The organism is Salinibacterium hongtaonis, from assembly GCF_003065485.1.
In the GTDB taxonomy this organism is placed as follows: domain Bacteria; phylum Actinomycetota; class Actinomycetes; order Actinomycetales; family Microbacteriaceae; genus Homoserinimonas; species Homoserinimonas hongtaonis.
In genome coordinates this window covers 582,044-594,201 of sequence record NZ_CP026951.1, presented here as the reverse complement: position 1 = coordinate 594,201, position 12,158 = coordinate 582,044, and the positions used below count along the sequence as shown (strand labels likewise).

Here is a 12,158-nt window from a genome sequence, read left to right as displayed (position 1 = left end):
GCTAGCATTGCTGCATGCCTCTCGTCTTCGTCAATCTCCTTCAGTCCACGGGAACCAAGGGCGGCATCGAGATATACGCCCGCGAGCTCTACCGGCACATCGGCGAACTCGACACCGAGTTCGAGTTTGTCGGGTATGTGAGCTCTGAACTGGCGAAAAAAGACACCTCGTGGTTCCCCGGCCCCGTTATCAACTCCGGAATTAGCGGTGAGAACCGGCTGAGTTGGGCCCGCGGTGAGCTCTTTAGCGTATCGACGGCGGCAAAGAAGGCGGGCGCTGACCTCATTCACGGCCCTGCGATGTTTGGTCCTCTGCGATCGAACATTCCTGTCGTTATCTCGATTCATGATCTGCTGTATTTCTCTCACCCCGAGCTAATGCAGACCAAGTTGTTCACTGAACCCGTCAAATGGATGGAAAAACGCGGCGCCGCAGGAGCCGCGCGGCTGATAACAATTAGCGAGTACTCCGCGTCCATGATTCGCAAGTACTTGAAGTTCCCCAACGACCGTATCGACGTGATTCCTCTTGCAGGCCGCACTGGCGATAGCGTCGTGTCGGAGAACGCGCGACAGCCTGACCTCTTTCTTGCGATCGGTCAGCGGAGCCCCTACAAGAACTTCGAGACGGTAGTCCGCGCTTGGTCGGAACTCGCACCCCGAGACCGCCCGCACCTCGTCATTACCGGCAGCCATGGCGACGATCCGTTGATTCCGCTGGTGCGCGACCTTGGGCTTGAGGGTTCGGTCGAGCTTAGATCGTGGGTGCCGAGTGAAGAACTGGCGCACCTTTTCTCGACGGCGACGGCCTTGATTGATTCCACCCTGGCAACCGGATTTTCGCTGCCAACCTTGGAAGCGATGGCCATCGGGCTCCCCGTCATCCTCGCTGATACTGAGGTGTTCCGCGAGGTTGGCGCAAATGCCGCCGATTACTTCATCGCAGGCGACCCCACCGATCTCGCCCGCGCGGTTCGCGAACTCTCGGCCAATCCCGCACGACAGAGTGAACTGACCACGCTTGGCTACGAGAGGTCGGCACAGTTCTCGTGGGAAAAGGTCGCCGAAGAGACTCTGGACTCATTCCGCAAGTCTCTCGGCAGCCTACTAGCTCAGTGAGGAGAGAACGTCGAAGACGTGATCGATCCCTGACTCGACGGGATAGTGGTGGTTGCCGACGAACAGACCGTCGACGTGGATCTTGTCCGCCGCGGGCAGCTCGTCAGGAACTGTGGCGTCGAGATAGCTCATGACGGGATTCCGGGCGAAGTTGCCGGCAACGATGGGCCGCGCTTCAACCCCTGCGGCTTCTAACGCCTTAGCCACTTCTCCGCGACGGCCTGCCAGGCTTTCCTCGAGCACGAGCGAGAATCCAAACCAGCTGCTTTCTCCAGTTTCACGCTGCAACCGGACCGTCTCGAGGCCAGCGAACTTTTGCTGGAAGTACTTGGCGTTCTTGCGACGCCCCTCGACCAGCGACGGAATCTTGGAGAGCTGCTCGATGCCGATAGCGCCAGACATTTCGAGCGGGCGCACGTTATAACCCGGGAGGACAAACCGAAACAGATCATCGAACTTGTCGCCTGACTTATCGTGCACGAAGTTCTTCTGCGGTAGCTCACGCGTCCACCCGTGGGCGCGCAACGAGATCAACTCCTGGTAGAGCTGCTCGTCGTCGGTGAGGATTACGCCCCCTTCCATCGTCGAGATGTGGTGCGAGAAAAAGGCGCTGAATGTACCCATGAGGCCCGCAGTCCCGGCCCAGGTGTCGTTGTCACGGGCTCCGAGGGACTCGCAGTTGTCTTCAAGCAGCACGAGACTGTGCTTCTTTGCAAGAGCTGCGAGACGGGCGAAATCGTTCGGGTTCCCCAAAAGGTTGACGGCGAAGATCGCTTTGGTCTTCGGTCCGATTGCCGCCTCGGCAAGATCGAGATCCATATTGAGGGTGTCGATGTCGATGTCAACGAAGCGCAGCTTCAAGCCGTACTGACTCAGCGGGTAATAGGTCGTCGCCCACGAAACTGCGGGGACGAGAACTTCGTCGCCGGGATTCAGGTCGAAGCGAGGATCGATAACGGCGGCGGCGACGGCAAGTAGATTCGCGCTGCTCCCCGAATTGACCATCACGCCGTATTCTGCGCCGAACTGGGCGGCAAACCCTGCCTCGAACTGCTTGACCAGCGGGCCCATCGTGAATCGTCCGCTAGTTACAACCTTTTGAATTGCCCCGTATTCAGCGTCGTCCCACGATGATGTCGCGAGAGGGAAGGCTGATTCGACCGGTGAGTTCATCGTGCATGTCTTTCGTTCGAGGCGGGCGTGGCGAGGTAGGCGGCGTAGCATGCCGCATATCCCTCGTCGAGGGTAGTAGAGGGGTTCCAACCGAGTTTGCGAGCACGGCTCGAGTCGAGAAGTCGTTGCATCACGCCCGCGGGTTTGGTGACGTCATAGTCGAACTCCCCGTCGAATCCGACTACACGGGCCGCAGCGTCATAGTAGTCACGGATGCTGTGGTCGACACCGACTCCGAGGTTGAGAAGAGACGGCCATTCCGCGAGCGAGCCAATCTGTCCCACGAGCCACGAAGCGAGATCCGGTGCATAGGTGAATTCGCGACGAGCGGTTCCATCGCCCCACACTGAAATAGTGTCATCCCCAGCAGCCACAGCAGCGTGGGCCTTAGCGATAGTTGATGCGACCAGGTGGGCGCGACCCGGGCTAAAGTCGTCCCCCGGGCCATAGAGGTTACTGGGGACAGCGGCACGGTAGGCAAACCCATACTGCGTGCTGGCGTACTCACAGAGCTTGGCGCCCGTTATCTTGGCGAGGGCGTAACCCTCGTTTGCTGGTTCGAGTTCCCCTGCCAGAATGTCTTCTTCTACTAGCGGCTGGCGCATGCCAGCCGGGTAAATCGCGCCGCTCGAAATGTAGAGCAGCTCAGGCACTTCGAGGTCGATGGCGGCGGAGATCACGCTTCCATCTATCTGGAGATTCTCGCGCAAGAAAGTTGCCGGCTTTGCTAGCTTCTCGGTGATACCGGCAACGCGAGCCGCTGCGTGAATGATTGCATCCGGTCTCGCGGCATTGATTGCCGCCCGTGTGGCATTAGCGTTGAGCAAGTCGACGGTACTGCGGGTGAATCGAACCACCTCGTCGTCCGGGCGCTGCCGGGCCCATTGCTCAACGATGCTGGACCCCAGCATGCCCGCAGCCCCCGTGACAAGAACGCGCACGTTATGCCGTCACTACGGAGTCGATAAAGCGCGAACCCTCTACACCAAGTGCGGCAACATCTGCATCGACCATGATCTGGGCAAGCCGGGGCGTCAGAATCTTCGGGGTCCACCCGAGTTTGTCCTTGGCCTTCGAAGCATCGCCAATGAGGGAGTCAACCTCGGTGGGGCGGAGATATCGCTCATCGAACTTGACGAATTTCTCCCAGTCGAGACCGACGTGCTCAAAAGAAAACTGAAGGAAGTCGCGCACTGAGTACGCCGTTCCCGTCGCAACCACATAATCGGTAGGTTCATCATGCTGAAGCATGCGCCACATCGCCTCGACATACTCCGGGGCATAGCCCCAGTCACGCACTGCGTCGAGGTTGCCCATGTAGAGCTCTGACTGTTGCCCTGCGGCAATGCGAGCGACAGCACGAGTGATTTTGCGGGTGACGAATGTTCCACCGCGGCGCGGCGACTCATGGTTGAAGAGGATTCCGTTTACCGCGAAAAGACCATATGCCTCGCGATAATTACGGGTAATCCAATAGGAGTACACCTTGGCGACGCCATACGGCGATCTTGGGTAGAACGGCGTTTCCTCGTTCTGCGGCGGAGGGGTCGCCCCGAACATCTCCGAGCTCGAAGCCTGGTAGAACCGCGGCGACACTCCAGCTGCGCGAATGGCCTCGAGTAGACGGATAGTACCCAGCCCCGTCACATCGCCGGTGTACTCCGGCTCATCGAAGCTCACGCGCACGTGCGATTGCGCCGCAAGGTTGTAGACCTCGTCCGGCTGAATCTCATTGAGCAGGGTTACAAGACGCGACGCGTCAGTAAGGTCGGCAAAATGCAAGATCAGGTTGTGGTTGGGGGCGTGCGGTTCTTGATAAACGTGATCGATACGGCCCGTGTTAAAACTTGAGGAGCGGCGAATGAAGCCGTGAACCTCATAGCCTTTTGAGAGAAGGAGCTCGGCCAGATAGCTGCCATCTTGGCCCGTTATCCCCGTGATTATGGCTCGCTTGGGGCTGAGATTACTCATGGCGAGAGTCTACCTGAGCCACTCAGCCGACTCGGCTCTGCTCAGCGATAGGCTGGTTGACCGTGACCGCACAGGACAACGACCGATCTGGCTCCACGCAGCCGCTAGACATCATCATGCCGTTTTGGGGCAGCTTCGATCACTTTCGCGAGGCGGTGTCTAGCGTGCTCGCGCAGAACGACCCGAACTGGCGACTCACAATTGTTGATGATGTCTATCCTGATCTCGCCCCGGGCGAATGGGCAATGGCGATCGATGATCCCCGCGTGACTTACATCCGCAATGAACAGAACCTGCGACCGAGTCGCAATTACAACAAGGGGGTCAGGCTCGCCCGGAGTGAATTCGTCGTCATCATGGGCTGCGACGATGTGATGCTCCCGAGCTACGTCGGCCGCGTGCAGTCCCTGTTCACAGAGCATCCGGATGCGGACATTATTCAGCCTGGCGTGAGCGTAATAGATGAGAACGGTGCTCCCTCGAGACCACTCGCAGACAGAGTGAAGGCCCTGTACAGGCCTAGCGGCACAGGGGTCCGCACGCTCTCGGCTCAAGACCTTGCTGTCAGTCTCTTGCGCGGCAACTGGACCTACTTTCCCTCGCTTGTCTGGCGAAGGAGCCGTCTTACCGGCTTCCGCACAGATCTCGACGTCGTGCAAGACCTGGCGATGTTGTTCGATATCGCGAAAGCGGGTGGCACCCTCGTGCTCGACGACCAGATTGTGTTCAACTATCGCCGCCACTCGAGCAGTGTCTCGGCGCTTACAGGTCCGGATGGGTCGAAGTTTCGCCAAGAGCGCACTCTTTTCTACGAAGCGGCGGCTGCATGCCGCCAACTTGGGTGGAACCGCGCAGCGCGAGTAGCCCGTAACCACGTCACGTCACGCCTCAACGCACTCACAGAACTCCCTGGTGCCATCGCGAAAAATAACAAGATCGGCAAGCGCACTCTCACCCGGCACGTTCTTGGTCTCCCCTACTGATGTGGCTGGGCATGCTGTCACTGACTAAGTGAGAAGCCTCACCTCGGTAGAATCATGAGCGTGTCTTCTTCTCTCACCGGCCGCACACTCATCGTCATGCCTGCATTTAACGAAGAGGAAGCCGTCGGAAACGTTGTGCGCGAGGTAAAGAAGACGTTGCCGGGAACCGTCGTGCTCGTAGTCGACGACGGGTCAAGAGACGCTACTTCTGCGGTCGCCCGCGAAGCCGGGGCCCTCGTTGCCACCCTTCCATTCAACTTGGGTGTCGGTGGCGCAATGAGGGTTGGCTTTCGCTATGCCCTCGAAAACGGCTTCGACAATGTTGTGCAGGTCGACTCTGACGGCCAGCATGATCCGGCCGGGGTCCCTGCTCTCCTTGAGGCACTCGACTCCGCGGATCTCGTGATGGGCGCCCGCTTTGCCGGCGAGGGCGATTACCGGGTCCGCGGACCTCGCCAGTGGGCGATGAAAGTATTCGCAACAATACTGAGCCGAACCTCGCGTACTCGCCTCACCGACACCACCTCTGGTTTTCGAGCATCTGGGCCGCGCGCTGTCGCACTGTTTGCCGAGCACTATCCCGCAGAATATCTCGGCGATACGATCGAAGCTCTCGTGATCGCCTCGCGGTCTGGTCTCGTCATTCGCCAAATCCCCGTTGCGATGCGCCCGCGTGCCGGCGGAGTTCCTTCGCATAACCCGTTCAAAGCGGCTGCCTACCTCGGCAGAGCGAGCATGGCACTTGTATTCGCCTTCATTCGACCAAAGTCGATCTACCGCACGGGGAGCAACGCATGACCGCGGCCAGTTACATCTTCGGCATAGCATCGGCGTTGCTCATTCTGATCGTCGTCGTGGAGCTGCTGCGTCGAAGACGGCTTCGCGAGCGTCATGCCATCTGGTGGTTTGTCGCCGGTCTACTGGCGCTAATCGCGGGAGTGTTTCCTTCAACCTTGGTCTGGGCCGCCTCGGCCGTTGGCATTGAGGTGCCGACCAACCTTGTTTTCTTCGTGAGCATCGCGATTCTCTTTCTCGTCTGTTTGCAACACAGTTCTGAGCTAACGAAGCTTGAAAGCAAGACGCGCATCCTCGCGGAAAGAGTCGCTCTCATAGAGCTTGAGATGAAGGAGAAAGAAACCGCCGAATAGACGCCGTTCAATCCGAGAACCGGGCTTGGACTACCTGTGCGTTAGCGGTGGAGCACTCGTCGTGGAGCAGTTGCTGCAAATCAGCTCTTCTGCTGTGAACAACTGTTCTGCCCCCCATTAACTCGATGTTGCGGCACAGAACACCAACATCGTCGGTGCCTTCAAGCCCGTAAGCTGCAGCGCGCAACTCGAAGTTCTCCTTCATGGAGTCGGCCCACATCATCATCAGCCAGAAATTCACGGCCGTCTCGTAATGCTGCCCCGTCTGCCACAGTAGGTGCGACTGATCCGGGTCGGAGAGACTCACGATTTGTCGGGCGACAGAGTCGCCGTCGCCCAGGAAGTCGCCGTCGATGATTCTCGCGAGCGGCCCTCGAGTGTCAAGGCTAAACGCGAGCTTCGGCATGACGACGAGACCGACAAGTGTCGCGATCATGACAGCAGCGACGCCGATCTGCTGCATCGAGTGTCCCCGTAAGAAGCGGAGAGCCAGGGCGGGCAGCAGACCCGCAATGATCACAATGAGAATTACGGATGCTAGCCACGCGAACTTCAGCGGATAGTAGGTCCAGGGAACGGGCTCGTTGCGTGAGATAAAGAGCAACACTCCAAGAATCGCGCCTGAACCGGAGATGATTGCTATCGTCCCCGCAAGCGCAGAGCTACGGTGACCCTTCAAGGCAAACAGAGCGAGGCCCACTGCAGCCAGCGCAAGCAGCGGCAACATCACCGTGCGAAACCCGTGCACGGCTCCTTGAGCCTTGAGGAAATCGCCAAGGCTCACCACACTAGGCAGGACCACCGCTAACCCGAAGACGATCAGCTGCGCGATCGCGATGACTAGTAGCCACAAACTTGATCGACGGGTCGCGAGCAACTCGCGCCACATAAACACGATCGTCACGAAGCCGAGCGACGCTGGCAGCAGCACCAGCGGACTCCATACAGCGAGCAGCAGGGTGGCGGTGAATGCCTGTGCGGCGAGCACTAGAGCTGGGCTCGTGCGATAGCTGAGGAAAGCGAGGAACGCAGCGAGCACAATAACGAGCGAAATCGCCGTATTAAAGAAGCCGAATTCGATCGGATAGCCCGAGACAAACCAGGTGAGAGGGAGACACGAGGCGCCGGCCGCAACAATGCCGATCGTGACCGGGCGCAGGGTTACAGCCCGCACAATCGATGCCGCGACAGCGCCGGAGAGAACGCAGAGCAAAGCTATTAGCAACGCCCACAGGGCGGCGAACGATTCGAGGTCATGGGCGAGCAACTGCTGCGGTGCAACTCTGTCGCGGCCTGCTGCGATTGATGCTCCCAGGAGTGCAGATGTCAGCGGCACTGGATTCTCGAGGGGACCGAAAACGATTCCCCCGCGATAGACAACTTCTCGAGCGAACAGCAGGTTATTGGCGGAGTCACCGCTCATTACCCAGGAAATTCTAGACGAGCCCTTCAGCACGCCTGCGACGGAAATCGTTGACAGCCACACTGCTGCTCCGAGCAATGCAGGCAACCACGCCGCGAGCGCAGCTCGCGACGGCAGCCGAACCGAATCGACACGACTCGCACATGCCGCGGCTCCACCCAGCCCGATGACGGTCCAGAGCGTGATGACGGTGGGGAGCATGGGCAGGTTCGTCGCTGCGGTAACTGCGAGCACACCGCCAAGCGCCCAGAAGCTGAGCAGCAGCGGCAGCGCTACGGCGAGCCCAACCCCCTTACGCGCTCCTATCGCAAACGCCCATGGCACAGGTGCGATGAGCAATAGCATGCCGACTGACGCGCCTGCGACTGCAGCAATGGCGGCTGCTCCCGTAGCCGCCATGAAAATACCCACCACAGCGACTCGCACGAGGTGGCTCCGGTGGGTTACGGTCACACGTCCGCCTTGACATCGCTGACTGCACCTTTGCTACGCGAGGCCACGAGCCAGCCAAGGTGGACGATGAGGCCAGCTACAGGGCCCGCGAGAAGAGCCAGGACGACACGATCCATGAAGGCAATCGGCAGTGCCAGTACGGCGATCGTGACGACCGCGGCCACTACCCAGCCGAAGGAATAGACAAAATGTTGCCCCTTGGCAAGTACGGCCGGTGCACTCAGACACAGCGAGCCTACGAGTCCAGACGAGACGACGAGTACGGCGATGAATGAGCCCTCAATAGAGCTGGCCCGTCCGGTGACGAGCGCGAACGCCGAAGGCCCGAGCCACCAGGCGAGCGCGGCGATCACCACTGTTCCCACGGCAATGACGCCCTGGGTTCTGAGGAACGTGCGCGCCCACGTCGTGGGGTTGTTGCGGAATTGAAGCAGAAAATAGCTCTGCAGCGCCATCACCGTGACGATCAGGGGTGCCCTCGAGAGCGTGATCGTGAAGAGAAGTTCCCCAAGAAATGCCTGGTCGACACCGGTCGCGGCGACTCCCAGCAGCAGAGGCAGGCCACTCACCAGCATGGCTGTCGCGGTCGAGGCCAGCACCGTGCGTGCCACATTCCAGCTAAGTGACCGATACCCAACATCGATGTCACTTCGGCCGACGAAGCCAGCCCGCACGACCGGCCACAGCAGCGCGATTGTGAGCGGAAACGGCAGAGCAACCATCCAGGCGAGAACGACGATGTCGTGAGTGACGAGCAAGGCGCAACCGAGCAGCGCGAGCCGAAGCAGGGCATCGAAGCTCATGAGCAAAGCGAGCGAGCGCCACTGGGTCAAGCCATACAGCGAGCCGGATAAGGTAGCTACAAGTACATAGGAGGCAGCGCCCACCGCGAGCGGCGGGACTAGCGCCCACCCGGCGTCGGCAAACACATAACTCACCCAGAGTGGAGCAGATACAACGACGACGACGACGACCACCAGCGCACCAACGAGAGCGAAGTTACGAGCGCGGCTGGCCTTTTCTCGGCTGCCGGGGGCAATCGGATGTGTCGCACGCGTAATCTCCTGCTGCACACCCGAGAGCGCCCCGATGACGAGGTAAATAGCCGCCCAAAAGATCGCGAATAAAGCGTAGGCTGCCGGGCCGATATTGAGATTGACGAGCCAGGTGACCAGGTAGCCAGCAACACCAGCAATAACCGTCGAACCCATGATGAGCGCGGCGCCGCCGGGCGCCACGTTTTTCGTCGGTACGGCGACGGGCAGCGCTCCGTCTGGCTCGCCGCTCAGGATGGGCTCCATATGAGGCCCCCTAGACCCGCGCCGCTATCCACTCCTGCAGCGCTGCGATGCCGCGGTCGACATTCCATTCCGGCTTCCAATCGATTCCGGCGAGAGAATCATCGATTTCGACTTCTGCATGGCGCACGTCTCCGTCACGATAGGCGCCGTTGATCTTGGGCTCCAACGCCCCATGGAATCGTGCAATCGCCTGCGCCAACTCCAGGATCGTCGTGCCAACGCCCGAGCCAATGTCGAAGCACGGCACGCCGTCGGCGACAGGCGGATACTCGATGACTGCGGCGAGTGACCTTGCGACATCGTCGATGTAGACGAAGTCTCTCGTGATCCGCCCGTCTTCGTAGACCGGGATGCTCTCTCCCCGCATTGCCATCTGCGAAAACAGCGAGACAATGCCGGTGTACGGGTTGATGAGCGACTGGCCCGGCCCATAAACGTTTTGAAAGCGCAAGACAGTGAGGTTGCTGTCGTGTGACCCCGTCCATGCAGAGAGGATGTGCTCCTGCGCCAGCTTGGTCGCCCCGTAGACACTGGTGGGCGCGGGCCACGTGCGGGAGGCCGCGCTCGGCAAAGGTGTTGCGTCCTTAAAGTCCCATTCACCTCGCTCGAGCTGTGCGTGCGAACGCTGCCCGGGGAGAAAAGTACTTCCGTCGGCGCGGCGCCATTCGCCTTCTCCGTAGACAGCGCGGCTGCTGCTCAGCACAAAATGGGCGGGCGTGTGGCCAGCGCGGCCAAAGGCGTCAAGCATCGTCGTCGTGCCGACAACGTTAACGTCAGCGTGACGGGTGGCTTCGTGCAGAGATTGCGCGGTCCCGGTTTCGGCCGCAAGGTGCACAACGATGTCGGGCTTAACCCCTGCGAGCAGCGCGTCCCAGGCCGCGGCATCCGTTACGTCACCGACGACTAGCTCTGCCGCAGCATGCAGCTCGTCTGGGCGCTCGGTTGTCGGGTGCACCTGCGGGTGCAAGCTGTCGAGCACGACCCAGCGCTGGGCCTTCTCTGCAAGCAACTGCGACAAAGCGCAGCCAATGAATCCGGCGCCGCCTGTGACAAGGACTGTGCCAAGGTCCGTGGCATGCTGCTGTGTCTTCACGTGTTCTTCTCCTCGTGGGGTGACGCTAAAGGAACGGCTCTGGCCGGTTAATCTTGCGGCGCAGCCTTGATTTTCTCAGAGTTTCGGCTGAACCGCTGGCGGGCCCATCCAAACCAGTACCGCAGGCCGCGACCGGGGCCAAAATCCTTGAGCTGCATGGCGCGTTTCTCAACCAGATGCCAACTCAACCAGGCACAAGCGCCCGTGACAACGACTGTCGCCAGAACCCAGGGAATGTAACCCCAGTGATGCCAGCCGAGATACGAGGTGAACTGTTGCACCAGAAATCCGTAGACGTATACGCCGTAGGAGTAATCGTTTTTCGCGCCAATCCACTGCATCCACTCCGGCAGTCTTGCTGCCGCCCACAGCAGGAGATAAGCAAAGGCCGGGAACCCGACAAAGATCCATCCGCCGAACGCAAGACTGGCGACGACGACGATCCCGCTGAACACTCCGAGGATGTCGTTGAGCGGAATACTGCGCGAGTACATCGCGAAGCAAGCGCCGATGAGAAAGATCAAGGGCAGGGTGATGCGGAACCGGTCGCCGAACTGAGGGATTACAGAAGCCGCAAGGCCGGGCACGACATAAGTGGAGACGGCGACACCGAAGTAGAAAAGAGTAACGAGCAACACAACCCAGCGCGCCCGCTTGAGTACACCGAGCACGACGAGCACCGCAATGATGAGGTAGCAGCTCCACTCATAGGCCAGTGTCCACAGAGACCCGTTGAGCGCGCTCGAGCCTGTGTGCTGGCCCCAGGGAGTGTCAATAAAGATGTCATGAATGCCCCACTGCCTCATGGTGAGGTCGGCATTTAGCACGATGTATCCGACGGGGCCCCCGGCACCCCAGTTGACCAGATACCCCCCGGGACGATTACCGTCGAGCAGCCAGACGATCGGGCCGACGATCACAGCGCCAACGATTAGCACGAGCCAGAACGCGGGAAAGATGCGGAGCACCCTTCGCCAGAGGAACTGCAGGATGTCGACGCCGGCGCCACTCTTGGCGATCAGATAACCGCTTATAGCGAAGAAGCCGACAACTGCTAGGCCGCCGATGGATTCCTGATACTTCGTCCAGCCGAGCATTGGGTCTTCTCCCCATCCCCCCAGAGGGAAGGCATGGGAGATGATGACGAGGCCCGCGAGCACGAGACGTAAAACACCAAGTGAATTTCGGTGCCCGGCAAGGCCCTCAGAGATGCTGCGGTAGGGCTTACGTGGTGCGCGCGCCAATGGATTTGGTGGCGGTACCTCGGCGGCAGATGCTGAGGTCATAGTGAAAGGGTTTCTCCTGCTCGCATCCAGGTGATGGCATGCATGCCGTGTGGGACGGCCGTCAGACCGACGGCACCTCCAGACTATTACAATGGGCGGGGGTTGCCCGCGCCTGGCAGGCTCCAGTCCATTGTGAACAGGACGGTTCATGCCTCATCTCGTCAATATCAGCGCTGCCTCGACGACCGATCCTCCCGCGAGACGTGACG

11 protein-coding genes are annotated in these 12,158 nt (G+C 60.0%); 4 read left to right on the top strand and 7 right to left on the bottom strand.

Annotation, left to right across the window (positions count from 1 at the left end):
• The first annotated feature begins 14 nt into the window (after nucleotides 1–14).
• A complete protein-coding gene (locus C2138_RS02975) occupies nucleotides 15–1,118 on the top strand; it encodes a glycosyltransferase family 4 protein (protein WP_108515414.1) in 1,104 nt (367 codons plus the stop codon).
• On the opposite strand, the gene C2138_RS02970 is transcribed toward C2138_RS02975, so the two are convergent.
• Genes C2138_RS02970 through gmd form a run of 3 tightly spaced genes read right to left on the bottom strand, consistent with a single transcriptional unit; the run spans nucleotide 1,107 to nucleotide 4,262 of the window.
• Nucleotides 1,107–2,291 (bottom strand): DegT/DnrJ/EryC1/StrS family aminotransferase, encoded by a 1,185-nt coding sequence (locus C2138_RS02970; protein ID WP_108515412.1) that lies wholly within the window; start codon nucleotides 2,289–2,291, stop codon nucleotides 1,107–1,109. The two genes, C2138_RS02975 and C2138_RS02970, sit on opposite strands and share 12 nt — an antisense overlap.
• Nucleotides 2,288–3,232: an NAD-dependent epimerase/dehydratase family protein gene (locus C2138_RS02965; RefSeq protein ID WP_108515410.1), complete on the bottom strand. Its 945-nt coding sequence runs from the start codon at nucleotides 3,230–3,232 to the stop codon at nucleotides 2,288–2,290. The genes C2138_RS02970 and C2138_RS02965 overlap by 4 nt, the downstream gene beginning before the upstream one ends.
• Before the next feature lies 1 nt (nucleotide 3,233).
• On the bottom strand, nucleotides 3,234–4,262 hold the full coding sequence (gene gmd / locus C2138_RS02960) for a GDP-mannose 4,6-dehydratase (RefSeq protein WP_108515409.1): 1,029 nt from the start codon (nucleotides 4,260–4,262) through the stop codon (nucleotides 3,234–3,236).
• Nucleotides 4,263–4,324: 62 nt separating this feature from the next.
• On the opposite strand from gmd, the gene C2138_RS02955 reads away from it, so the two are divergent.
• From C2138_RS02955 to C2138_RS02945, 3 genes are read left to right on the top strand one after another with little or no spacing between them, the layout of a single operon-like run.
• Entirely contained in the window at nucleotides 4,325–5,245 is a 921-nt protein-coding gene (locus C2138_RS02955) for a glycosyltransferase (protein ID WP_241961157.1), read from the top strand.
• A gap of 54 nt (nucleotides 5,246–5,299) precedes the next feature.
• Nucleotides 5,300–6,043, top strand: coding sequence for a glycosyltransferase family 2 protein (locus C2138_RS02950; RefSeq protein ID WP_199286562.1), 744 nt, complete (start codon nucleotides 5,300–5,302; stop codon nucleotides 6,041–6,043).
• Complete coding sequence (locus tag C2138_RS02945; RefSeq protein ID WP_108515407.1) at nucleotides 6,040–6,393, top strand: DUF2304 domain-containing protein; 354 nt, start codon at nucleotides 6,040–6,042, stop codon at nucleotides 6,391–6,393. The genes C2138_RS02950 and C2138_RS02945 overlap by 4 nt, the downstream gene beginning before the upstream one ends.
• Nucleotides 6,394–6,400: 7 nt before the next feature.
• Here the strand turns inward: C2138_RS02945 and C2138_RS02940 are convergent, their stop codons facing one another.
• Genes C2138_RS02940 through C2138_RS02925 form a run of 4 tightly spaced genes read right to left on the bottom strand, consistent with a single transcriptional unit; the run spans nucleotide 6,401 to nucleotide 11,949 of the window.
• Nucleotides 6,401–8,269, bottom strand: coding sequence for a hypothetical protein (locus C2138_RS02940; RefSeq protein WP_108515405.1), 1,869 nt, complete (start codon nucleotides 8,267–8,269; stop codon nucleotides 6,401–6,403).
• Nucleotides 8,266–9,570: a hypothetical protein gene (locus tag C2138_RS02935; RefSeq protein WP_108515404.1), complete on the bottom strand. Its 1,305-nt coding sequence runs from the start codon at nucleotides 9,568–9,570 to the stop codon at nucleotides 8,266–8,268. Before C2138_RS02935 ends, C2138_RS02940 begins: the two co-directional genes overlap by 4 nt.
• Before the next feature lie 10 nt (nucleotides 9,571–9,580).
• A complete protein-coding gene (locus C2138_RS02930; RefSeq protein ID WP_108515402.1) occupies nucleotides 9,581–10,663 on the bottom strand; it encodes an NAD-dependent epimerase/dehydratase family protein in 1,083 nt (360 codons plus the stop codon).
• 47 nt (nucleotides 10,664–10,710) lie between these two features.
• The gene (locus tag C2138_RS02925) at nucleotides 10,711–11,949 is read right to left on the bottom strand and encodes an acyltransferase family protein (protein ID WP_159078122.1); all 1,239 of its coding nucleotides are present in this window, start codon (nucleotides 11,947–11,949) and stop codon (nucleotides 10,711–10,713) included.
• Nucleotides 11,950–12,158: the final 209 nt, after the last annotated feature.